Genomic DNA, 24,650 nt, shown 5'->3' on the forward strand with positions numbered 1-24,650 from the left:
TGGCAGTATACAATAACCCAATCAATACCCATGATAATAAATACCGCAATGTTGACGGGTATTTTAGAACAAAAGAGCATTTAACCTCGTTAAACGGTTATCACTTATTTTAAGCACTAGAGTATTTCTATGTATCAAGACTTTTTCGGGATCACTGAAGCGCCTTTTTCTATCGTCCCTAGCGCACGTTTTTTATATCTCAGTGAACGACATCGAGAAGCATTGACACATATGTTGTCAGGATTAACCGATGGTGGTGGTTTTGGTTTATTAACGGGAGAGGTGGGTACCGGTAAAACCACCGTACTACGTGCGATGATTTCCCGGTTGTCACACCAAACACAAGTTGCTGTTATTTTAAATCCAGCGTTATCTGCTCATGATTTATTAGCTGCGATTTGTGATGAGTTAGGCTTACATTATCAATCTGACGCGAGCTTTAAACAGTTAACAGATATCATTTATCGCCACTTAATTGCGAATCATGCTGAAGGTCGACAAACATTGCTGCTGGTGGATGAAGCACAGCACCTTATGCCTGATGTATTAGAACAATTACGCTTATTGACCAATTTAGAAACGGACAGCAGAAAATTGCTTAAGGTCGTGTTAATTGGTCAGCCTGAATTACAGCAATTATTGCAACAAGAGCGTTTACGTCAGCTTGCTCAACGTATAACTTCTCGTTATCACCTGTTGCCCTTAACCGAAACCGAAGTGAGTGAGTATATTCACTACCGTTTAACTGCTGTCGATTGTTTATACCCTGTATTTGACGCAAGTAGCATCAAATATATTGCGAAAGCAACTCAAGGTATTCCGCGCTTAATTAATCTTGTGTGTGATAAGTCGATGCAATTGGCTTGTCAAGCCGGCACGCATCAAGTGACTAAAACAATGGCGGTTCAAGCGTGTGAAGATATTTTAAGTTGGCAAGTCCCTGTTCAGTCAAAAGCGCGCTTAAAAGGGGCTAAAACTGCGGCATCATGGCTCCCATGGGGAGTTGCTATGGCATTATGTTCAACATTAGTGATGGGGGTATGGCATTATTGGCCATTACCTGTCGCGCCAGTTGCATCACCGATAGCACCGAACCATTCGTCATACGCTGCGGTAAATTTGTCTGCCGTTGAGACATCGAGTGAGTTAAATAATCAGAAAATAACAACAGCCTTAAATCACCCAGAAAATACCCAAGAAAGGTTAGCGAAACTGATTGATGCGAGTCGTAAAGAGCGAACTTCGATGCAAACGTTATATCGTTTATGGGGCTTTGATACCGCATTAAATCAAGCAACATGTGCTACCAGTTCGCGGATCAGCTTGGCGTGTTTTAGTGGTAAAGCGACATTAGCAAAATTAGGCTTAATTAACCGTCCCGTGATCGTAACTTTAAAAGATGGCGCGCAGAAGCCTTTTTACGCGGTGTTATACGCGATCACCGATGATCGTATTGAATTACTCTTAGGGAAAGAGCGAATTTCGGTGACACCAAAATGGTTTGAGTCACGTTGGGATGGACAATTTAGTTTATTGTGGCGTCCACCATTAGGTGATAAAACCAGTATTCGTTTTGGACAGAATGGTCCACGCGTTGCGTGGCTTGACCAACAATTGAATGATTTTCTTGGTGAAGAGTCGCCAAGAAAAGGCTATTTTGATCAATCAATATTAGATAAATTGCGTCGTTTCCAACGTTCACAAGATTTAGCGGCTGATGGGATAGCAGGGCCAATGACACTTATGGTGCTGGATTCTGCGATGAACCTACCTGGACCAACGTTACAGCCGGAGCACAGCTAATGTCTCAATTGCTAGATAGTTTAAAACAATCAGATAATAAAAATACGGATCAGTCTGAACGAGAAGCGGGTCAAGGAACCGTTAAAGTTGTGCATCCAATGCGAAGTGTTAAAGCTCAGAAAATGCCAACATCATGGGCATGGCCACTTGTTATTGCATTACTTCCTGCCGCTTCAATTGTTGGATATAAGTTTTATCAGCAAGCCAAATATGAGCAGGTTCAAACAACAGCGCTGAGTGCACCGTTAAAGCAAGTACCTCAATCGCAACCCTCGACATCAACATATGATCAGCGAGTATTGCAAGCGCCAGCAGAGAGCCGTCAGGCTACTGTATTATCACCAACCAAAGACGTTGTTTTTCTGGATTATCCTCAATTGGTGACAGAGCCTCTTCCTGTTGGTGATAGCCTGTATTCAGCCGCGCCTGCTTATCAAGATTATGAAGTCGCAACGCCGACTCAATCTTATTTAGCGAATGCTTCTGCAGACAGTTATGCTGCGGTATCTAAACCTGTTGCAAAACAATCTGAAGATCAAGATCCCTATCAACTAGATAATTTAGATCTTTCTGGATTATCACCTAAGTTAGCCGCTCAGCTTAAATCCGCGATTGTGGCAACAGATGGCGAAAGTTATCAAGACAATGAACTGGATCGCAGTGGGGATAAAGTTGATGCTCAACCTTCAGTTAAAGCGCCTAAACAATCACAAAGTAAAGTGATCCCTATTGGCTTGCTACCAGCATCGATTCAAAACCAATTACCTAAAATGAACTTTGAGCAGCATATCTATTCGTCAGCCCCTGCTAAACGTTGGGTTAAGGTCAATGGTAAGGAATTTCATGAAGGGGACAGTATTGCGCCAGGCGTCAAATTAGCCCGTATCGAGTCACGTGATGTGGTATTAAAATTTGATGGTTACGAAATCAGTATGCCAGCATTATCAGAGTGGTAAATGCACGCTAACAAGAGATAATAAAAAAGGCAGCTTAGCTGCCTTTTTTGATCCAGATGTCGAGACCTCTGCCTCTTTGGTCATTATGCCCAACCGTTATTACGTTTACGACGGCGTGGGATAAGGTGAGGTAGCACAAGACCAAATAATAAGCCTGCACCTGCAACAAGACCACCATAAGTGAACCACTTCATTAATAGGTCGTCTTTTTGAGTATCAATTTTTGCGCGAAGTTCACGGATTTGATCTTGAGATGAAGACAACTCGCTTTGCAGTTTATTATTGCGTGTTTCTAAATCATTAATCTGTGTATTACGTTGAGCTAGTGTGTTTTTAAGCCCAGCGTTTTGACTATCGCTTGAAGTAAGTGCTTCAGCAAGTTTAGCCTTAACTTCTGTTAATTCAGTTTGTAGCGCAGGAACACGCTCTTTTAGGCCAATTTCGGTTGAAACAAATTTTGAATCGACCCAACCACTACGACCACGGTCATCGGTTATTTGGGTAAAGCCTGCCGCTTTATTAGAGCTTAGTAGGGTAACTTTAGTACCTGCATCAACGCTACCAATTATACGGTATTGTGTGCCGGGGCCTGAATGCATATAGGTAAATAGGTTGTCGGAGATATAACGAACTTGTGCCGCATTTGCAATAGGCGCAATTGCCGCACAAATAAGTAAACAAAGACTAATGAGGTGCTTCACAATCTGATCCTTGGGGAGTCTTGATTTTGTTAAGGTCGTTGATAGTAAGAATTTTGGCAGGAAGGTGCAAGAAAAGAGGGAGGCTAAGCCTCCCTCTTTTGAACCTGTGCCACTATTTAACTAAATATGGCTTGCATAATGTAGAAGAAAATGACAGCAAGTAGTGCACCCGCTGGCAGAGTAACTACCCATGATGCAACGATGTTACGAACAACACCAAGATTCAATGCTGCAATACCACGAGCAAAACCCACACCTAAAACGGCACCAACAAGTGTTTGTGTCGTTGAGATAGGTAAACCTGTACCTGATGCCAGTACAACAGTCGATGCTGTTGCAAGCTGCGCAGCAAAACCACGGCTTGGGGTTAGTTCTGTGATACCTGTGCCTACGGTAGCCATTACTTTATGACCTAGAGTTGCGAGGCCGATAACAATACCGATACCACCTAGTGGAAGGATCCACCATGCAATTTCACTTTTATTTGCAATTTGGCCAGCATGCTCAACCGTAGAAACTACAGCAGACAAAGGACCAATCGCATTAGCTACGTCATTAGAGCCGTGAGCAAATGCCATTGCACAAGCGGTTACTACCATTAGTACGCTAAATACACTTTCAACACCGGCATAGCCATTACTATCAACAGAAGAGCCGTCGTCGGTGTATTTACGCTGAATGTATAAGTAACCTGCTACCATCACAAGTAGTGATACAACAAGTGATGCAACCCAAGCTTCACTGGTTGTTAAATGCAAACCAACGTGCTTTAGACCTTTCTTAATTGTTACTAGTGCAATGACCATCGCAGTAATAAACATGTAGACAGGAACAAAGCGCTTTGCATTTTTCAGTGGAGTATCAGTGTCAAAAATTAATTTTTGGGCGCTGATAAATATTAGGTAAGCAAAAATACCTGCAATAAGAGGGGTAATTAACCAGCTACCAACAATACCTTGGATTGAATGCCAATCCACTGCATTAGTACCAACAGACACACACGCAAAACCGATAATTGCACCGATAATTGAGTGAGTTGTTGATACTGGCCAGCCCATATAAGAAGCGAGCAGTAGCCATGTACCAGCAGCAAGTAACGCTGACATCATGCCGTATACCAGTACTTCAGGTTGGGCTGCATAGAGTGAGGTATCGATAACACCTTTACGGATTGTATCTGTTACTTCACCACCAGCAAGATAAGCACCTGCGAACTCAAAAATCATCGCAATGATGATTGCTTGCTTCACAGTCAGTGCTTTTGAACCTACTGAAGTACCCATGGCATTGGCAACATCATTTGCACCAATACCAATCGCCATTAAAAGACCAAAAATAGCTGCCACTCCAATAATTAGAGTGCCGTAGTTAGCCAGGATTTCCATTGTAAAACCTTGTTTTGTTAATTCTCGTTATTAAGAACGCGAAAGCATAATCTCTAAACGCGAGCCTACACGCTGTGCTTGATCAGCAATCGCGCCTACCCACTCGAGAATCTTATACAGGAACATGACATCCACCGGGCTGTGTTGGTCTTCGATGGACATTAATTGTTGACGTAGAACAATCTGCATAGAATCAGTATCATCTTCGATAACATCTAGCTGATTAATCATTTCGGCAACAAGCGTCACTTCTCTGCCTTTGAAACCAGTCTCAAGAAGCTCATCCAATTCGTTAATTACACGGCGTGCTTGATCAGCAGCGTCTAAACATCGTTGAACGTAAGCGACAAAGTCTGGGTACATGATCGCAGGGATTTGTAGCTTACGACCTAAGACACGACCTGCGATATCTTTAGAGAGGTTAGCGAGTTTATCCTGCTGGGTTAACAGTCCTAACATATCAGTACGATCTACTGGCATGAAAAGACCACGAGGAAGCTTCAGACGGATCTCACGCTTAAGCACATCCGCATCTTTTTCAAGTTGCGAGATCTGTTCGCGTAAAGCAGCCGCCTTTTCCCAGTCTCCAGCATTACATGCTTCAAAGAATGGGATAAGCAAGTTACAACATTCAGTTACGCGAATAACGTGACGTTGCAGTGGTTTGATTGGGGATTTTGCAAAGAGCCCCATAATTGTATTTACTGGCATAGCCGATCAACCTAGAGAGCGCCCGAAAAAGGCTAAATCTTGAGCGATGGTCATTGAAGCGCGCATGTTAACGTATATATGAGTATAGTGGAACTAATTTTGATCAAGGTTTTATCGATATTTCTGACTTGCCCTTAAGCGCAGAAGCAAATATCCTTGGATTGCCACTGTTTATAGGTATAACTATGGAAACCGAGATAGAACTGAAGTTTATCGTCTCACCAGAATTTTCTAGTCAATTATTGAACAAAATAACTGAAGCGAAAATTCTGCAGCAGAGCAGTCGAGAATTAGGCAATATTTACTTTGATACGCCAGACCAATTATTGCGTCAGCATGATATTGGCCTTCGGATACGTCGTTTTGACGATGTTTATGTACAAACATTAAAAACTGCAGGTCGGGTCGTTGCGGGTTTACACCAGCGTCCTGAATATAATGTAGAAATTGATGGTGATGCGCCCATTTTGGCTTTACATCCAGCGGATGCGTGGCCAGAAGGTTTTGATGTTGATCTCGCTCAACAGCAAATTAAACCTTTATTCTCAACCGATTTCACCCGTCAGCAATGGTTAGTCGCCATGCCGGATGGAAGCCAGATTGAATTGGCCTATGATCATGGTGATGTCCATACTAATGGTAAATCATCGCCAATTTGTGAAGTTGAGTTAGAGCTTAAATCGGGTCAAACCGATGCTTTATTTACGCTTGCCCGTGCACTTTGTGCGGATGGTGGTATGCGATTAGGTAATTTGAGTAAAGCGGCTCGTGGCTACCGCTTAGCAGCAGATTATCAAGGTGATACACCAAAGCCTTTAACGCTGGTGGCAACGACTGAGCAAGATACGGTTGAATCGACGTTTATTAAAACGTTAGAGCACGCATTAGAGCATTGGTTATACCACGAACAAATTTATACTGAATCGCAAGATCAGCAAGCGTTAGTTCAAATCTCCCAATCATTAAGCTTATTGCGCCAAACCTTTGCAACGTTCGGCGGTATTATCCCGCGTCGTGCCAGTGCTTTGTTACGCCAAGAATTACAATGGTTAGAAGGTGAGTTAGCGTGGTTAGAGGATGCCAATAGTATTCAAGCGCTAACGGACGATAAATCTTATGTGTTGCGTAAGTTAAATGTCCGAAAATCACTACAACAGCAGTTAGATACGCGCTATGAACAGCTACCCGATAGCGAAGATATGCTGCGTTTGATGAACTCTGCACGTTATTGCGGTTTATTGCTTGATTTAAGTCGTTGGATATTAAGCCGTGGTTGGCAGCCGTTTTTAGATGATAAATCACGCGCAAAACTTGCTGGTGCGATTAAACCTTTTGCCGATAATATCTTATCTCGTTCATGGCGTGAGCTAATGGATGCTTTTCCTGCTGAGCGCCAATTAACCCGTTCTGATTACATTGATCAGAAACCACGTTTGCAACGAAATTTAATGTGTGGTTTATCTTTTGCTGCGCTTTACGATCCTGAATTACGTCAATCTTTCCGTATGCCATGGTTTGATTTATTGCAAGGCATTGACGACCTTTATGCCTTAGAGCCAATACGTCAGTTATTGCCGTTATTTGAAGGTGATGACTTTGTACAAATTGAGAAATGGTTGCAGCGTCAAAATGAATCATTGATCCATGCAATGGATCAAACACGTAAGATGAGTATTGAACTCGCGCCATATTGGCCTTAAGTGCTAGAGAGAAAATAAAAGCCTTGCTCAAGCAAGGCTTTTTTATAGCGATATATTTTTGTTTTCTTAATGCTGGCTTGGTGTATTGGTGCTTTTCTCTTGTGATAGTTGATCAAGTTTTGTTTCCAAGCGATCTAATTTAGCCAGTAAGACTTGTTGATTGGCTAGCATTTCTCGCCATTCTTTTCGATGTGCTTTTTCGAGTAAGTCTTTTTCATGTTGTGGATCTGAAATGATTGAGCTTATCAAACCAGCCACCATACCAAATAAACCCACACCACAGATGATGATCCCGACAGCAATGATTCGACCTAATGTTGTAACCGGATAATAATCGCCATAACCCACGGTTGAGATAGTGACAAATACCCACCATAGTGCATCCCCTGCAGTATGAATGTTCGCTTCAGGGACATTGCCTTCTACAAATAAGATAGAACTTGCGCCAATAGTGATAAGGACCGTCAATAATAAGAAGATCGAAGCCAAAGTGGTTTCTCGGCGATTGTTTTGTAGCTGAAAGTAAATGTGTTTACTCGAACGTAATAAGCGAATAACGCGCAGAACTTGTAAAATACGCATAAAACGTAACGGTTCGATAGCGGGAATACTGGCGATAAAATCAGGCCAGTGGTGCTTTAGGTAGGCAGCTTTACTTTCACTTCTAAATAAATCTATCAGCAGTTGGCACCAGAAAATCAGGCAGATAAAAGTGTCTATGGCAATAAAAATACGAAACGTTGGACTGTGTTTATTGAGAAAAAGTGTGCTGGTCACAATGATAAGCGAGGTGATAGAGAGAACCAATGCCATCAAACTCATGGGATGTAGCTCATACTTTACGTCATCAATTACTTTCATCACTAAGGTCTTTGTGGTTATTGTCGATATATTGCTATTAAGAAAGACGATAGCAAAATTCATTGATAGTTATTGTGCTTCATCTTCATTTATTTGACTTGAAAATTGAAGGGCAATAAGGAGGATCCAAATGGCAACGATGCACTTTTCATCATGGGAAAAAGGACTAACAAATATCCGTCTTGTGCCCAAATTGATCCTATTAATGGTATTTAGTACGGTACTGCTACTTGGAAAGCAGTTATGGGATGCCCAAACATTTTATTCTGCAGTCTCACAAATCCAAAAAGATCGTGCTAAAGAACAAGCGGTTTCATATTCTAATTTATTGAAAGGTAATGATAAATCAGGTGTCGATATAGCAAAATCCTTTTTTAACCAAGTTTCTGCTCAAGACGCGTATGTTTATATCATTGATCGTAAAAGTGGCAAGGTTGTTGGGCATCCATCTGTAACGCAACTGGATCAACTCAGTGCAACAACGTCAGAAAATCAACCCTTGTCAGCTTTACTCTCTCAATTAACGATCTCTTCTCCACTAACGTTAGATCAAGGGCGTTATGAATATGCAGAATTACTCCCCCAGCGTGATTTAGTGGTCGTGGGCTCTCAGTCAAGCCAAGTTGCTAATAACTATTACCATCAATACTTATGGCAAATTGCATGGCAAACAGGGGTTATGATCCTTGCCTTTATGGTGCTACTACTGGGTGGTTCAAGGATAATGCTACGTCAAATTAATTACTTAAAACTAAGTATTAAAAATTTGGCACAACGTAATTTAATTGAGCCGATTGAGATGGATTGCCGTGATGAATTTGGTGATTTAGCACGTGAGCTAGAAACCGCACGTTTTCAGTTACAGGAAGTATTGCAAGCTCAACGTACAGTGGCGAGTGAGCTTTCGAGCCTGTCCGATATTATGTCAATTAGTATGGTAGAGACGAAAGCGTCGGCACAAGAAGAGTTTGCAGAGATTGATCAATTAGCTTCTGCGATGTCAGAAATGACCTCTACGGTACAAACCGTCGCTGAACATGCAAGGCAAGCTTCTGATGCCACAGTGGGAACATCAGAGCAAGCAGCGCAAGGACAAGAGTTTGTAGGCAAAACAATGAGCACAATTAATCAGCTTTCTGGCGATATTCGTCAATCTGCTGATGCGGTTAATCAGGTCGAAGCACGCGTTGAGAAGATCAGCACAGTTATTGTGACAATCCAAAGTATTTCAGAGCAAACCAATCTACTGGCATTGAATGCTGCGATTGAAGCTGCACGCGCAGGCGATGCTGGACGCGGTTTTGCTGTTGTTGCCGATGAAGTACGTAATTTGGCGCAACGGACACAAACTGCAACGGTTGAAATTCAAGAGATGATCAGTCAATTACAACAAAGTGCCCAGCAAGCCGTGGGTTTGATGGAGCAAAGTGTTGAAGAGGCGGCTGAAGGGGTTGACTTGGTGACCAATGCTGGGGATGAATTAGAAAAAATTGTTGCACAAGTAAAGCTAATTAATGATATGAATTTCCATATTGCCACCGCAGCAGAGCAGCAAACAACGGTTGCTGATGAGATGAACCAGAATTTAACCAATGTACGAGAGCTGGTAGAAGCGTCGGTGACAGTGGTGACTGAGCTTGCTGAAACGTCAGATACCATGCACCAACATGCTAATGATTTAGAAACAAAAATTAAGGCATTTCAGGTGTAACTCATCGCCTCGTGTAATGAGATAATCAGTAATGTATAAAATTATAACGCCCATCATTTGATGGGCGTTTTTCTATGCTAATGTAGAAACAATTCTGTCAGATTACTTGTTCAAGGAAAGCACATGACTGTAGAAAAGAGCGCTTTTTTTCCTAATATTTCTCGTTTTACTTCTCTGGCTGATGCCGCTGATCTTGCTATTCATAAACTTGCCGAACATCACCCTGAAGCGTTAGCGCAATGGCAAGGGCAAGATAGAGAAGAGCTGCGTTCAGTTTTAGGCTTAAGTGATTTTATTTTTTCGTCATTAGTGCAAGATCCTGAATGGCTAACTTGGCTACTGCATCATCGTCAGCATCTTGAATCGATTGATTACCGCCAGTGCTTATCTGAGCAGTTAAATGATGTGAAAGATGAAAACCAATTAATGCATGTGTTAAGGCAATTTCGTCGTCGACAAATGTGCCTTATTGCTTGGCATGACTTTACTAATGTTGTCCCGTTAAAGCAGAGTTTAGAGTCTTTATCGCAGCTTGCTGAAGCGTTGATCATGGAAGCCTACCATTGGTTATATCGTCAATGTTGTGCTGATTGGGGCACACCAATGAACGCAAGCGGTGAAGCTCAACCTATGTTGGTATTAGGAATGGGTAAACTGGGTGGTGGAGAGCTAAACTTTTCTTCTGATATCGATCTTATTTTTACCTATCCAGAAAATGGTGAAACGCAAGGTGGGCGTCGAAGTCTTGCCAATGCGCAGTTCTTTACCCGTCTAGGACAGAAGTTGATTAAAGCGTTAGATCAACAAACTTATGATGGCTTTTGTTATCGCGTTGATATGCGTTTACGTCCTTTTGGCGACAGTGGCCCATTAGTGATGAGCTATGCTGCCCTTGAAGATTATTACCAAGAGCAAGGACGTGATTGGGAACGTTATGCGATGATCAAAGCGCGCGTGATGGGCAAAGAAAGCTTTAGCCAGTATCAAGAATTACGTCAAATGCTACGGCCCTTTGTTTTTCGTCGTTATATCGACTTCAGTGCTGTACAAGCTTTGCGTCGCATGAAAGCGATGATCAGCAGTGAAGTAAGACGTCGAGGACTTAGCAATAATATTAAATTAGGCGCTGGTGGGATCCGAGAGGTTGAATTTATCGCGCAGTCATTTCAGTTGATCCGTGGTGGACGTGAACCGAGTCTGCGAGGACGAGGATTACTGCCCACCTTATCAGCGATGAATGAATTAGGTTTATTGCCATCACAAGATGTGGCTGTGTTACAAGATGGCTATTGTTTCTTGCGCCGTTTAGAGAATTTACTCCAAGCAATCGATGATAAACAAACCCAAACGTTACCAGATAAAGCACTTGATCAAGCACGTTTAGCGTGTGCAATGGGATATGCTGATTGGGCTGCTTTACTGCAAGATGTCGAATCTCATATGTCTGCAATTCACTTGATTTTTGAAGATATCATCGGTGTGGAGGAGCAAGATGATCAAGCAAGTGTTGATGCTCAATATCATGAAATGTGGGCAATGGTGCTCAATTATGAAGTCTTACTCGCGATCCTTGCTGAATTAAATGAGCCAGCATCCATTGAGTTAGCAGAGCACTTAATTGGTTTTAAAGCTGAGCTATCTAAACGTACATTGGGCCCCCGTGGGCGCGAAGTGTTAGCTCGCCTAATGCCCGAAGTATTATCACAGGTTGTGATGCGAGATGATGCGACTCAACTGTTACCGCGTTTAACCAAACTGATCATTCGGATCGCAACACGTACCACTTATCTTGAGCTATTGGTTGAACACCCAGCCGCTTTACAGCAATTGATTCGACTTTGTGCAGCAAGCCCAATGGTTGCCGATCAGCTGGCGTTATATCCACTTTTATTAGATGAATTACTCGATCCACAGCACCTTTATAAGCCGACAGAGCTCACCAGTTATAAAGACGAATTGCGTGAATATCTTGCTCGTATTCCAGAGGAAGATATGGAGCAGCAAATGGAGGCGATTCGACAGTTTAAACAAGTTCAGTTGTTGAAAATTGCAGCGGCTGACATTGCTGGTATTTTACCTGTGATGAAGGTTAGTGATCACTTAACTTATTTAGCTGAAGCGATTGTTGCAGCTGTAGTGAACCAAGCATGGTTACAAATCGCTCAGAAATATGGTGAGCCGAGCCACTTAGTTGAACGACAGGGGAAAGGGTTTGGTGTTGTGGGCTATGGTAAAGTTGGTGGTTGGGAGCTTGGTTATGGCTCTGATCTTGATTTTGTTTTTATGCATGATTGCCCTGATAATGTTTACACCAACGGCCTTAAAGAAATAGATGGCCGTCAATTTTATTTACGTCTAGCGCAACGGATCATTCACCTATTTTCAACTCGAACCGCATCAGGCGTGTTATATGAGGTTGATATGCGGTTACGTCCATCTGGTGCATCAGGGTTATTGGTCAGTACCGTCACCGCGTTTGCTGATTATCAGCAGCAAGAGGCGTGGACATGGGAGCATCAGGCGCTTGTTCGTGCTCGCATGATTTATGGTGACCAACAATTGCAGCATGCCTTTGCCGATGTTCGCCAGCAGATATTATCAATTCCTCGCAAACGAAATGAATTAGCCAAAGCCGTTGTCGAGATGCGCCATAAAATGCGTGATCATTTAGGTAAGAAAAAAGCGGGAATGTTTGGTTTAAAACAAGATAAAGGTGGGATCACCGATATTGAATTTCTCGCCCAATTTCTTGTGTTAGCGAATGCTGCTGAGCAACCTGACGTAACTCGTTGGTCTGATAATATCCGTATATTTTCATCAATGACGCAAGAAGGCATCATTTCTGCTGAGGATGCAAAATTACTCCAGCATGCTTACTGTGAAATGCGTAATGAAACCCATAAGCTTAATTTATTAGGATCAGATGCGTATGTATCTGATAAACAATTTGTTGAGCTACGAGAAAATGTTGAAGCGATCTGGCTGCAAATTTTAGAGCCAATCAATAGTGATGATAATTAACGGAATAACATTGTCCTGATGCATCTTGATTTTAGTTTATGCTAGTATTTGAGCGTTTTCATATTCCCGGAGAAAAAAATGAAACTGACCCTTCCTGATTATAACCAAGCAGGTGTCTTGATTGTTGGTGATGTCATGCTAGACCGTTATTGGACAGGTCCTACAGGGCGAATTTCACCAGAAGCGCCAGTACCTGTTGTTAAGGTTGATCAGATTGAAGAGCGCCCGGGCGGTGCCGCTAACGTTGCAATGAATATTGCAGCATTAGGCGGGCATGCAAAATTGATTGGTTTAACGGGCATTGACGAGCAAGCGAAAGCGCTGACTGAAAAGTTATCTTCACTGAACGTTTATTGTGATTTTGTTTCACTGCCTAACTATCCGACAATTACCAAACTTCGTGTAATGAGTCGTGGGCAACAGTTGATCCGTTTAGACTTTGAAGAAGGTTTTCATAACGTTGATCCCGCACCGATCATTGCGCGCATGAAGCAATCCTTAACGGATGTGAAAGCCGTCATTTTATCTGATTATGCGAAAGGTGTATTAGAGCACGTTCAAGGTATGATCCAATTAGCGCGCGAAGCAAATGTGCCTGTGTTAATTGATCCAAAAGGTTCGGATTTTGAACGTTACCGTGGCGCCACACTGCTTACACCAAACTTATCTGAGTTTGAAGCGGTTGTTGGTAAAGTCACGTCAGACGAAGACTTAGTTGAGAAAGGGTTAGCCCTTATTGAAAAGTTTGATTTTGAAGCCTTGTTAGTCACTCGCTCTGAGCATGGCATGACGTTACTTGAAAAAGGCAGTGAGCCTTTACATATGCCAACGCAAGCGCAAGAAGTGTATGACGTAACAGGTGCGGGTGATACGGTGATCTCAGTGCTAGCCGCTTCATTATCTGCAGGTAAATCGTTATCAGATGCGTGTAAATTAGCCAATGCTGCGGCTGGTGTCGTTGTCGCGAAGTTGGGTACATCAACCTTATCTACTATTGAATTAACAGATGCCATTCATGGTAGTCAAGACAGTGGTTTTGGTGTTATTTCTGAGCCTCAATTAATTCAAGCCGTAAAGTCAGCACGTGCGCGTGGTGAGACGGTAGTTATGACAAATGGTTGTTTTGATATTTTACATGCTGGTCATGTTGCTTATTTAACTGAAGCGGCAAAATTAGGCGATCGTTTAATTGTTGCGGTGAACTCTGATAGCTCAGTTAAAGGTTTAAAAGGCCCTGGTCGTCCAGTCAACCCAGAAGATCGTCGTATGGCGGTATTGGCAGGTCTTGGTGCAGTTGATTGGGTGGTACCGTTTACCGAGGAAACACCACAACGTTTGATCAGTGAAGTGCTTCCGAGCCTTTTGGTGAAAGGTGGCGATTATAAACCTGAAGAAATTGCGGGTGGTAAAGAAGTTGTGGCAGCTGGTGGTCAAGTACTGGTACTTAACTTTGAAGACGGCTGCTCTACATCCAAAATTATTGAAGCGATCCGTGGTGGTCGTGGCTAATAAATTATAGCGACAAAAATCGCAGATAATAAAAAAGCGCCTTTGGGCGCTTTTTTATTTTTGATGATTAAAACTTATTGTTTAATTAAGCCTTTATTTATATCAACAATATCTTGCTCACTCAGGGTACCTACCGCTTGTTTTAGCTGTAGTTGTGCAAGAATATAATTATAACGAGCATTAGCTAATAGGCTATTTGCTGAATAGAGGCTCTTTGTTGAGTCAAGAACATCAACAATAGTACGCGTACCCACATCAAAGCCCGCTTCTGTTGCTTCTAAAGCTGATTTAGCTGAAATAACGAGCTGTTTGTATGCTTTTATTGAACCAGCAGCGGCATGAATGTTGTTGTAATAGTTACGTACATCTTTCACAACTGTGCGGTATTGGCCTTCAAGCTCTTCACTAGAGGCAACATATGCGTATTGCGCTTGTTTTACTTGAGAGCTGATATTACCACCAGAGTAGACTGGAAGGTTTAACTGAATTCCTGCAGTCAAAGAACCTTGATCTGGATCTGGAGTGCCCGGTCCTGACTTATTATATTGATAACCTGAAGTGAACGATAAGGTTGGTAGATGGCCTGATTCTGCAAGTGAAATATTGTCTCTTGCGATATCTTGACCAATTCTTGACGCCAATAATGATAGGTTGTCAGTCTCAGCTGTTTTTACAAACGTATCAGGTGATTGTTGTAATGGCGTTACGGAGAAAGTCTTGGTGTTCAAGGCATCCAGAGAGGTGTACTCACGGCCTGTAATTTCACGCAGTTCTTCGTAGCTATTTGCGACTGCATTTTCTTTTAGAATCACATCAGCTGCAACTTTATCGTATTGTGCTTGGGCGTCATGGACATCCGTAATGGCAGATAGACCCACTTCAAAGCGCTGTTTCATCTGTTCTAGTTGTCGGCCTACAGCTTTCTTTTCGGCCTCACCAAAACTCAGATCGTCTTTGGCTTCTAAAACATTAAAGTAAGCCTGTGCGACACGAAGAATTAAGCCTTGTTGCTCAGCTGAGTATGCAGCATCACTTTGACGGGCTTTTTTTTCTGATACATCTAAACCAATCCAGCTTGAGCGATTATAAATCTCTTGGTCAAGCTGAAGACCGCCAACAAATCCATCTGTATTTTTGTCTTTGGCATCTAAATGGTAAGTATTGTAGCCCGCGCTTAAGTTAATCTGCGGTAGTAACGTACTTCGAGATGAGTTAATTGCTTCAAATGCTGCATCTTTATCTGCTGCAGCTTTTAGAAGTTGTGGATCATTTTGTTTTGCTTGCTGATAAATTTGAGCGAGATCATCAGCAAGAGCTGATTGACTTAGTGAGCCAAATGCAAGGCTGATAACGATTGGAAGCAATTTTTTCATGGATGCCTTTCCTGGTCTTGCTGACAAAATGGGAGCTAAAAATATAATTACAAATTGTAGTTTACCTCAACATGCCTTGCTTGAAACTGATCATTGCAAAAATTTACCTAAATATGATGGTTTATTTTTTATTTATGGTGGTGGAAATTTAAACTCTTATCAATTTGGTTTAAAAAAAAATGTAATATTTATTAATTTTGTTGAAGTTAAACGTTGCTGATAATCTGATTGAATGAAAAGATAGCTAACCTTCTCTGTTTGTTATGATTATCTGTTAATTATTGCGAGCTAGCGCACTTTATTTATACAAGGGAATAATGATGAGCCAAAATGAGAAAAGTCCACTGCAGTTTGGTGTGGATGATGTAAAAGTTGAGGCGAAAGATATTGTCTACAATGGCTTTTTTAAAATGGTGAAATACCGTTTTCGTCATAAACTTTTTGCAGGCGGATGGAGCGATACGGTCAATCGAGAAATGTTTGAACGTGGGCATGCCGCCGCCTTATTACCTTATGATCCAGTCACTGATGAGGTTGTTTTAATTGAACAATTTCGTGTCGGTGCGATGGCGGCTGGCTGTGAGCCTTGGCAGTTAGAAATTGTCGCGGGCATGATTGATCACCAAGGTGAATCTGCAGAAGAGGTCGTTAAACGAGAAGCTGTTGAAGAGGCGGGGCTAACCGTCACTGAACTTCAAAAAGTGACGCGTTATTTATCAAGCTCAGGTGGTTGTTCTGAAATGCTGGATATATTCGTTGGCACTGTTGATAGCACAACAGCGAGTGGTATTCATGGTTTAGCTGAAGAAAGTGAAGATATTCGGGTGCATGTTGTGTCAAGAACACAGGCCTATCAGTGGGTAGAATCTGGTAAAATTGAAAATGCAGCCTCGATTATTGCCTTACAATGGTTACAGCTTCATTATTTACAGTTACAGCAATAGGCCAATAAAAGGTTGTAACTATTTAAAGGATTTTGTCATTGAACTCTCGATACTCTGTCGATTTATCAAGCCTAATGCGCTTGTATGAAACCAATTATGCTAAGTTGCTCCCGTTATTACCTCGTAGTGACGAAGTGGGTGATGAAAGGTTTTATCGAGTGTGTGATGATATATATCGCTTAAAAATAATAGAATCCACACGCTATACTACGATGATTTCTCTAGGGTTAAAGAGTGATCAAGATGTTGTCGATTATTTATCGCCAGCGTTAACAGTAAGGCTTTATCATGATGCTAGAGTCGCAGAAGTGTGTTCCGCTCAACAGATTTCTCGTTTAAAGCCAATATATGATTATCCTAACTTGCGTATGCATCAGAAAGATGAGAAACATCAAGTAAATCGTTTTTTAGGCGATTGGTTAAACCATTGTTTACGCCGTGGGATCAGTAACCAATCTGTTTGTTAACTGTTTTTGATTGATTAAAAGACAAGGTTTTTGACGTTTTGCAGACCTATTCGCTGCCACAGACGAACCCTGATAGTGTGGTTCTTCTTCAAATTACAGACACTCATTTGTTTGCCAATGAATCAGGCGCTCTGCTTGGTGTGGCAACTCAACAGAGCTTTCATGCCGTCCTTAATGCGGTAGATGCTTCTACGCGTAAATTTGATGCAATTGTTGCAACGGGAGATATTTCCCAAGATCACACTCCTGATTCCTACCAACGTTTTGCTGAAGGCATTGCTCGTTGGGAACAACCGTGTTTTTGGTTACCGGGCAATCACGATTACCAACCAACCATGGCATCAATATTACCTTCTGAACAAATTAAAGATAGTGAACAAATATTGGTCGGTGATCATTGGCAAGTTGTCCTACTTGATAGCCAAGTGGCTGGTGTTCCACATGGCGAATTATCTCATCATCAATTAGCACTACTTGATCATGCTTTATCGCTACACCCTGAGCGACATGCGTTGGTATTACTTCATCACCATCCGTTACCCGCGGGGAGCGCATGGCTTGATCAGCATCAGTTACACAATAGTGATGCGCTGTGGCAGGTCATTGATAAACATCCTCAAGTAAAAGCTATTTTATGCGGTCATATTCATCAAGAGTTGGATCGTATTCATCGTGATGTCAGAGTGCTAGCGACACCTTCGACGTGTATTCAATTTCTACCCGATTCTGATGATTTTGCATTAGATCAAGTAACCCCAGGTTGGCGTTATTTAGAATTAACCGCGACAGGGGATATTATTACTCACGTTGAACGTCTTGAAGGTGATGTATTCCAACCAACTTTTGATTCAGCAGGGTATTAATGGCATCACTATTGATTTATTTGCACGGTTTTAATAGCTCGCCACAATCATTAAAAGCGCAGCAAATGGCGCAGTATTGTGCAAACCATCGACCTGATATTAAGGTTGTGATGCCGCAACTACCGAGCTACCCTGAAGAAGCGCAGGTTTATCTTGAACAGTTGATCCTTCGCTGCAAAGACGAGTACAAGATAGGTTTAGTAGGGAGTTCATTAGGTGGGTATTTATGTACTTGGTTAAGTGAACGGTTTGCTTTACCTGCGGTATTAATTAACCCAGCAGTAAAACCTTATGAGTTGTTAGTTGATTATTTAGGACCCCAGCAGAATCCATATAGTGGCGAAAATTATGTACTTGTTCCCCAGCATATGGCGCAATTGCAGCAACTAGATGTGGCGACATTACATGCTCCACAACGTTTTTGGGTGCTATTGCAAGAAGGTGATGAAGTATTAGATTATCGCCAATCCATAATGAAATATGCTGAATCAAAATTGACCGTTGAACCTAATGGGGATCATAGTTTTGTCAATTTTGAACGATTTCCTGCATCAATTATCCAATTCTTAGAATTATAACTGGTAGAATGCTGCCATGTTTAGCATTCGCGAGTGACTCTGTGTCGCGATATGTTTTCTGATATTACTTATATTTCTATGACATGTTCTATCTGATGTTCTTGTAAATAACATCATTACTCACAGTCATGAGCCTTCATGTGTCCCAGAACTTGACATATAGCGCTGGGTTACTGACTATTATTTTCAAAACTTTCCCGTAAATTTCCGTGATATGACAGATCAAAGCTATAACGCTGGAGCCATTGAGGTTCTTAATGGCCTTGAGCCAGTACGCCGCCGTCCCGGTATGTATACCGATACGGCTCGACCTAACCACTTAGGTCAAGAAGTTATCGATAACAGTGTCGATGAAGCATTGGCTGGACATGCCCGTAAAGTTGAAGTGATCCTTCATGCCGATCAATCATTAGAGGTGGTTGATGATGGTCGTGGTATGCCTGTTGATATTCACCCTGAAGAAGGTGTATCAGGGGTTGAACTTATTTTATGTAAGCTTCACGCAGGTGGTAAGTTTTCTGGTAAAAACTACCAATTTTCAGGTGGTTTACACGGGGTAGGCATCTCGGTTGTAAACGCCCTTTCTAAGCGTGTTGAAGTCACGGTAAAACGTGATGGTCAAGTGTATCAAATTGCCTTTGAAAATGGCGATAAGGTCTCAGAGCTTGAGGTGATTGGCACTTGTGGCCGTCGCGCAAAAGGCACACGTGTTCACTTTTGGCCTGATCCAAAATATTTCGATAGTGCCAAGTTCTCAGTTTCCCGCCTGAAGAGTAATTTAAAAGCTAAAGCAGTGTTATGCCCTGGTTTAGAAATTGTATTCACCAATAAAATCACTGATGAAACGATTCGTTGGTGTTATGAAGACGGCTTAAAAGACTACCTTGCTGAAGGTGTAAAAGGGTATACATTACTGCCAGAAGAACCATTTACTGGTGTGTTCAGTTCGCAAACAGAAGCCGCTGATTGGGCGCTGTTATGGCTACCTGAAGGTGGCGAATTGATCACTGAAAGTTATGTTAACTTGATCCCAACAGCGCAAGGGGGGACTCACGTTAATGGTCTGCGTCAGGGCTTGTTAGATGCGATGCGTGAATTCTGTGAGTTCCGTAATTTATTGCCACGAGGCGTGAAATTAACGGCTGATGATATTTGGGATCGTTGTGCGTATGTCCTGTCGGTAAAAATCCAAGATCCACAATTTGCCGGTCAAACCAAAGAACGTTTATCGTCACGTCAATGTGCGGCGTTTGTTTCTGGTGTGGTAAAAGATGCCTTTAGCTTATGGCTTAATGAGCGTCCACAACTGGCAGAGCAATTAGCAGAAGTCTGTATTGCAAATGCGCACCGTCGTATGCGTGCAAGCAAAAAAGTGGTACGTAAGAAAATTGCATCAGGCCCAGCACTGCCTGGTAAGTTAGCGGACTGTTCACAACAAGATCTTAATCGCACTGAATTATTCCTTGTCGAGGGTGACTCGGCGGGCGGCTCGGCAAAACAAGCTCGTGATCGTATGTTCCAAGCGATCATGCCACTTCGCGGTAAAATTTTAAATACGTGGGAGGTGTCTGCCGATCAAGTCCTTGCCTCTCAAGAAGTCCATGATATTTCGGTCGCACTTGGTATTGATCCAGATAGTGATGATTTAAGTGGGCTACGTTACGGTAAGATCTGCGTCCTTGCGGATGCGGACTCCGATGGTCTTCACATTGCTACCTTGTTGTGTGCGTTATTTATGAAGCACTTTGAAACCTTAGTACGTGCCGGACATGTGTTTATTGCAATGCCTCCTTTGTACCGTATCGATTTGGGTAAAGAAGTGTACTACGCCCTCGATGAAGCTGAGAAAAACAGTATTCTTGATCGCCTAAAAGGTAAGCGTGGCAAGGTTAATGTTCAGCGATTCAAAGGTCTGGGTGAGATGAACCCATTGCAATTGCGTGAAACCACCATGGATCCGAATACTCGCCGTTTAGTGCAGTTAACGATTGATGACGACAGTGAAACCAACGAAATGATGGACATGCTACTTGGTAAGAAGCGTGCTGAAGATCGTCGTCACTGGTTGCAAAGCAAAGGCGATATGGCTGAAGTGTGATCAGCTTTTTACTCTATTTCATCTGCTAGTAATAACTGGCAGATAAGCAAAATTAAAGACGGATTATCTAACGATGACTGATGTCTCAATGGATGGCGTTGAACAGCTTCCTCTTAGGAAGTTTACTGAAGACGCTTATTTAAATTACTCCATGTATGTAATCATGGATCGTGCCTTACCGTTTATCGGTGATGGCCTTAAACCCGTACAGCGCCGTATTATTTATGCGATGTCTGAGTTGGGTTTAAGTGCAACGGCAAAATATAAAAAATCAGCCCGTACCGTGGGTGATGTATTAGGTAAATATCACCCTCATGGTGATTCTGCCTGTTATGAAGCCATGGTATTAATGGCACAGCCTTTTTCTTACCGCTACCCACTGGTTGACGGTCAAGGTAACTGGGGTGCTCCGGATGATCCGAAATCATTCGCGGCGATGCGTTATACCGAATCACGTTTGTCTCGATTTTCTGAAGTGTTGCTGTCTGAATTAGGCCAAGGCACCGCAGATTGGGTACCAAACTTTGACGGTACAATGCAAGAGCCTAAGATGTTACCTGCACGTCTGCCGCATATTTTGCTTAATGGCGTAACGGGTATTGCTGTTGGTATGGCAACTGATATTCCACCGCACAATGCGCGTGAAGTTGCCAATGCAGCAGTACATATGATTGAAAATCCAAAGGCAGATCTTGATGCGCTAATGGAGTTTGTTCAAGGCCCTGATTACCCAACTGAAGCGGAAATCATTACCTCTAAAGCTGACTTAAAGAAAGTCTATAAGAGTGGCCGAGGCAGTATTAGAATGCGCGCGGTTTGGCACAAAGAAAACGGTGATATTGTTATTACCGCATTGCCACACCAAACGTCAGGTGCAAAACTGCTTGAGCAAATCGCTAGCCAAATGCGTGCGAAGAAATTGCCAATGGTTGAGGATTTACGTGACGAATCCGATCACGAAAACCCAACTCGCATTGTGATTGTGCCACGCTCTAACCGTATTGATTGCGAGCAGTTGATGAATCACTTGTTTGCTTCAACGGATCTTGAAAAGAGCTTCCGTGCGAACTTGAACATGTTGGGTCTAGATGGTCGTCCACAAGTTAAAGGTTTAGTGGAGATTATTGCTGAATGGCTGGAATATCGCCGTACAACAGTACGTCGTCGTTTACAGTACCGTTTAGATAAAGTGAATGCACGCTTACATATCTTAGAAGGTTTACTGGCCGCTTACCTTAACATTGATGAAGTGATTGAGATCATCCGTAATGAGGAAGATCCAAAAGCAGAATTCATGTCACGTTTTGGTTTATCAGCGATTCAAGCAGACGCAATTTTAGAAATTAAACTGCGTCAGTTAGCCAAGCTTGAAGAAATTAAGATCCGTGCAGAGCAAGACGAATTAGCCAAAGAGCGTGAGCAACTAGAAAAGTTACTTGGCTCTGAGCGTCGCTTAAATACTTTAATTAAGAAAGAAATTCTCGCTGATGCTGAGAAGTACGGTGATGATCGCCGCTCACCATTAGTTGAACGTGAAGAAGCGAAAGCATTAACTGAACGTGACTTGATCCCAAGTGAGGCGATCACCGTTGTACTATCAGAGAAAGGCTGGATCCGTCATGCTAAAGGGCATGAGGTAGATCCGAGCACGCTAAACTATAAGTCGGGTGACAGTTACCTTGCGCATGCTCGCGGTAAGAGTAATCAGCCTGCGATTTTCTTAGGCTCTGATGGACGTAGCTATGCGTTAGAATCACATAGCTTGCCATCTGCGCGTAGCCAAGGTGAACCTATCACGGGGCGTTTAAATTTAACCCCAGGCACAAATATGCGCCAAGTGTTAATGGCAGAAGACGATCAAATTTGGTTAATGGCATCGGATGCAGGTTACGGATTTATCTGTAAGAGCACAGATATGGTATCGAAAAATAAGAGCGGTAAAGCCTTATTAACGGTACCTGAAAATGCTGCTGTGCTGCCGCCACAGCCTGTTGCTGACATTGAGAATGATCAGATATTAGCCATTACCAATGAAGGTCGAATGTTACTGTTCCCAATTAAAGATTTACCGCAACTGGGGAAAGGTAAGGGGAATAAGATCATCAACATTCCATCTGCACGTTCAAAGGCGCGTGAAGAATTCTTATCGTACTTGACGGTAATAAGTGCTGATACCCATGTCACCCTGTATGCGGGTAAACGTAAGCTAGGATTGAAACCGTCGGATCTCGATAATTTCCGTGGTGAGCGTGGACGTCGAGGTGCGATGTTACCTCGAGGCTTACAGCGAGTAACACGGATGGAGATTGATTCACCAAACGAGCAATCTTCTGACGTTCCATCGGAATAGTTATTTTTGATGCGCTATTCAAAGCCCTCAAGTTGAGGGCTTTTTTGATCTAAGCTGTGCGTATCGTTTCTATTGATCAGCGAATAACAAGTGAGTAAAGAATACACATAAAACGTGTATTTTCTCTTGCTGTGAGTATACTAGCGAACGCTTGTACGCTGAGGAGAGCTAGAATGATTTTTGTTTTGCGGATATTTGCTATCGCAATTTTTGCTATCGTGACGTTTATTTTTGGTTGCGGATATTGTTTATTAAGCCCACGTAACCCTAAACACGTTTATACCTTTGGACGTTTGTTTAGCAAAATGTCACGTGTACTCGGGATCAAATTAGAGTTCCGATACGCAGAGGGTGCTGAAAAAGTAGGCTCTGCTATTTATATTGCGAACCACCAGAATAATTATGATCTTTTTACGGTTTCTGGTGCAATCATGCCTCGTACCGTTACCGTGGGTAAAAAAAGTTTAGTATGGTTACCGTTATTTGGTCAGCTATACTGGATCACGGGTAACATCTTAATTGATCGTGCAAACCGCAGCAAAGCAGTGGGTACCATAGGTCAAGTTGTCGATAAAATTAAGCAAAACAAAGTGTCAGTGTGGATGTTTCCTGAAGGCACTCGCTCTCGTGGTCGTGGTTTATTACCGTTTAAAACCGGTGCTTTTCATGCTGCAATTGGCGCGAACGTTCCTGTTGTACCGATTGTGTGTAGTTCAACTGATCATGTTAGGTTAAATCGTTGGGATAACGGTGTCGTGATTGTCGAAGTGATGAAGCCGATTTCAACGGACGGCTTACATAAAGAAGATGTTCGCAGCCTCTCTAGCCGTTGTCATGATGTTATGGCTGAAAAATTAGCAGAGCTTAATGCAGAAGCGAGTGAGCGAGGTAAACGCTAATTTATTTGTCTCGTAAGTATTAATATACAAGGACATGTTTATCACATGTCCTTGTTTTATTTTAACCCCTGAATATCAGGGGGTAATTTATAACAGTAGTAAAGAGTGATGACTGAAGAATATGTAGTCTTGGTTGATAGCCAAGGTGAATTTCAAGGCTTACAAGAGAAGATGGCAGCGCATAAACAAGGTGCTTTGCATTTGGCTTTTTCGGTTTTGTTGTATCGAAATACCACGTCTGGTCGTGAATACTTACTTCATCAACGCGCGTTGCACAAATATCATAGTGGTGGGTTGTGGACTAACACGTGTTGTTCACACCCTCGCCAATATGAGTCGATAGAGCAAGCAGGGATACGACGATTAGCTGAAGAAATGGGGATCACGCAAGTGACTTCATTATCTGATATTGGTCACTTCTGTTATTACGCAGAGCTTGATAACCAATTATTTGAGCATGAGCTCGATCATGTGCTGGTGGCTGATGCTGGCGAGATAGAGGTTGTTCCTAACGCTGATGAAGTGATGGATTATCGCTGGTGGTCTGAAGAGACGATTAAACAAACGCTAAAGACTCAGCCTGAGTTATTTACGGCATGGTTTAGTCAAGTGTTTGCTTTTGCCACTAAGTAATTAGTGTTGTTTTATGAATAAAAAAGCTGCCAACGAGATCCCGTTAGCAGCTTTTTTTATGGCAAATTAAGATGCAATGAAACGTTT

Annotated in this window: 20 protein-coding genes; 15 read left to right on the top strand and 5 right to left on the bottom strand. The window is 42.4% G+C overall.

Going from position 1 to position 24,650, the window contains the following annotated elements; genetic code table 11:
• Positions 1–129: 129 nt before the first annotated feature.
• Entirely contained in the window at positions 130–1,803 is a 1,674-nt protein-coding gene (locus C9J41_RS14945) for an AAA family ATPase (RefSeq protein WP_199189331.1), read from the top strand.
• Positions 1,803–2,759 (top strand): general secretion pathway protein GspB, encoded by a 957-nt coding sequence (locus C9J41_RS14950; protein WP_107207654.1) that lies wholly within the window; start codon positions 1,803–1,805, stop codon positions 2,757–2,759. The genes C9J41_RS14945 and C9J41_RS14950 overlap by 1 nt, the downstream gene beginning before the upstream one ends.
• 83 nt (positions 2,760–2,842) lie before the next feature.
• Here C9J41_RS14950 and C9J41_RS14955 read toward each other — a convergent pair whose 3' ends face one another.
• The 3 genes from C9J41_RS14955 to C9J41_RS14965 form a co-directional block, all read right to left on the bottom strand.
• Positions 2,843–3,460, bottom strand: coding sequence for a TIGR04211 family SH3 domain-containing protein (locus C9J41_RS14955; protein ID WP_107207655.1), 618 nt, complete (start codon positions 3,458–3,460; stop codon positions 2,843–2,845).
• 116 nt (positions 3,461–3,576) lie between these two features.
• Positions 3,577–4,845: an inorganic phosphate transporter gene (locus C9J41_RS14960; RefSeq protein ID WP_107207656.1), complete on the bottom strand. Its 1,269-nt coding sequence runs from the start codon at positions 4,843–4,845 to the stop codon at positions 3,577–3,579.
• Positions 4,846–4,875: 30 nt separating this feature from the next.
• Positions 4,876–5,556: a TIGR00153 family protein gene (locus tag C9J41_RS14965; RefSeq protein WP_107207657.1), complete on the bottom strand. Its 681-nt coding sequence runs from the start codon at positions 5,554–5,556 to the stop codon at positions 4,876–4,878.
• A gap of 185 nt (positions 5,557–5,741) precedes the next feature.
• Between C9J41_RS14965 and C9J41_RS14970 the strand changes: the two genes are divergently transcribed.
• On the top strand, positions 5,742–7,256 hold the full coding sequence (locus C9J41_RS14970) for an inorganic triphosphatase (RefSeq protein ID WP_107207658.1): 1,515 nt from the start codon (positions 5,742–5,744) through the stop codon (positions 7,254–7,256).
• Between the two features lie 66 nt (positions 7,257–7,322).
• Here the strand turns inward: C9J41_RS14970 and C9J41_RS14975 are convergent, their stop codons facing one another.
• Positions 7,323–8,117, bottom strand: coding sequence for a potassium channel family protein (locus tag C9J41_RS14975; protein ID WP_107247479.1), 795 nt, complete (start codon positions 8,115–8,117; stop codon positions 7,323–7,325).
• A 130-nt stretch (positions 8,118–8,247) separates the two neighbouring features.
• Here C9J41_RS14975 and C9J41_RS14980 point away from each other — a divergent pair, with 130 nt between their 5' ends.
• From C9J41_RS14980 to hldE, 3 genes are all read left to right on the top strand, one after another.
• Positions 8,248–9,828, top strand: coding sequence for a methyl-accepting chemotaxis protein (locus C9J41_RS14980; protein ID WP_107207660.1), 1,581 nt, complete (start codon positions 8,248–8,250; stop codon positions 9,826–9,828).
• Between the two features lie 123 nt (positions 9,829–9,951).
• A complete protein-coding gene (gene glnE, locus C9J41_RS14985) occupies positions 9,952–12,849 on the top strand; it encodes a bifunctional [glutamate--ammonia ligase]-adenylyl-L-tyrosine phosphorylase/[glutamate--ammonia-ligase] adenylyltransferase (protein WP_107294732.1) in 2,898 nt (965 codons plus the stop codon).
• 78 nt (positions 12,850–12,927) lie between these two features.
• A complete protein-coding gene (gene hldE, locus C9J41_RS14990; protein WP_045083504.1) occupies positions 12,928–14,358 on the top strand; it encodes a bifunctional D-glycero-beta-D-manno-heptose-7-phosphate kinase/D-glycero-beta-D-manno-heptose 1-phosphate adenylyltransferase HldE in 1,431 nt (476 codons plus the stop codon).
• A 74-nt stretch (positions 14,359–14,432) separates the two neighbouring features.
• Here the strand turns inward: hldE and tolC are convergent, their stop codons facing one another.
• On the bottom strand, positions 14,433–15,731 hold the full coding sequence (gene tolC, locus C9J41_RS14995; protein ID WP_107207662.1) for an outer membrane channel protein TolC: 1,299 nt from the start codon (positions 15,729–15,731) through the stop codon (positions 14,433–14,435).
• On the opposite strand from tolC, the gene C9J41_RS15000 reads away from it, so the two are divergent.
• The 9 genes from C9J41_RS15000 to idi all read left to right on the top strand — a co-directional run bounded on the left by C9J41_RS15000 (position 15,730) and on the right by idi (position 24,563).
• Positions 15,730–15,951 (top strand): hypothetical protein, encoded by a 222-nt coding sequence (locus C9J41_RS15000; protein ID WP_107207663.1) that lies wholly within the window; start codon positions 15,730–15,732, stop codon positions 15,949–15,951. The two genes, tolC and C9J41_RS15000, sit on opposite strands and share 2 nt — an antisense overlap.
• 100 nt (positions 15,952–16,051) lie before the next feature.
• Positions 16,052–16,675: an ADP-ribose diphosphatase gene (nudF, locus tag C9J41_RS15005; protein WP_107207664.1), complete on the top strand. Its 624-nt coding sequence runs from the start codon at positions 16,052–16,054 to the stop codon at positions 16,673–16,675.
• A gap of 38 nt (positions 16,676–16,713) precedes the next feature.
• Positions 16,714–17,142: a DUF1249 family protein gene (locus C9J41_RS15010; protein WP_107207665.1), complete on the top strand. Its 429-nt coding sequence runs from the start codon at positions 16,714–16,716 to the stop codon at positions 17,140–17,142.
• Between the two features lie 38 nt (positions 17,143–17,180).
• Complete coding sequence (gene cpdA / locus C9J41_RS15015) at positions 17,181–18,005, top strand: 3',5'-cyclic-AMP phosphodiesterase (RefSeq protein WP_107207666.1); 825 nt, start codon at positions 17,181–17,183, stop codon at positions 18,003–18,005.
• On the top strand, positions 18,005–18,583 hold the full coding sequence (yqiA, locus tag C9J41_RS15020) for an esterase YqiA (protein ID WP_107207667.1): 579 nt from the start codon (positions 18,005–18,007) through the stop codon (positions 18,581–18,583). Before cpdA ends, yqiA begins: the two co-directional genes overlap by 1 nt.
• Positions 18,584–18,797: 214 nt before the next feature.
• Positions 18,798–20,681, top strand: a complete 1,884-nt coding sequence (parE, locus tag C9J41_RS15025) for a DNA topoisomerase IV subunit B (RefSeq protein WP_105059453.1) — start codon at positions 18,798–18,800, stop codon at positions 20,679–20,681.
• Positions 20,682–20,754: 73 nt separating this feature from the next.
• The gene (parC, locus tag C9J41_RS15030) at positions 20,755–23,031 is read left to right on the top strand and encodes a DNA topoisomerase IV subunit A (RefSeq protein ID WP_107207668.1); all 2,277 of its coding nucleotides are present in this window, start codon (positions 20,755–20,757) and stop codon (positions 23,029–23,031) included.
• A gap of 173 nt (positions 23,032–23,204) precedes the next feature.
• Complete coding sequence (locus C9J41_RS15035; RefSeq protein ID WP_107247474.1) at positions 23,205–23,930, top strand: 1-acylglycerol-3-phosphate O-acyltransferase; 726 nt, start codon at positions 23,205–23,207, stop codon at positions 23,928–23,930.
• 108 nt (positions 23,931–24,038) lie between these two features.
• Positions 24,039–24,563: an isopentenyl-diphosphate Delta-isomerase gene (gene idi, locus C9J41_RS15040; protein ID WP_107207670.1), complete on the top strand. Its 525-nt coding sequence runs from the start codon at positions 24,039–24,041 to the stop codon at positions 24,561–24,563.
• Positions 24,564–24,650 lie beyond the last annotated feature (87 nt).

It is taken from the genome of Photobacterium sp. GB-50, from assembly GCF_003026755.1.
GTDB lineage: Bacteria > Pseudomonadota > Gammaproteobacteria > Enterobacterales > Vibrionaceae > Photobacterium.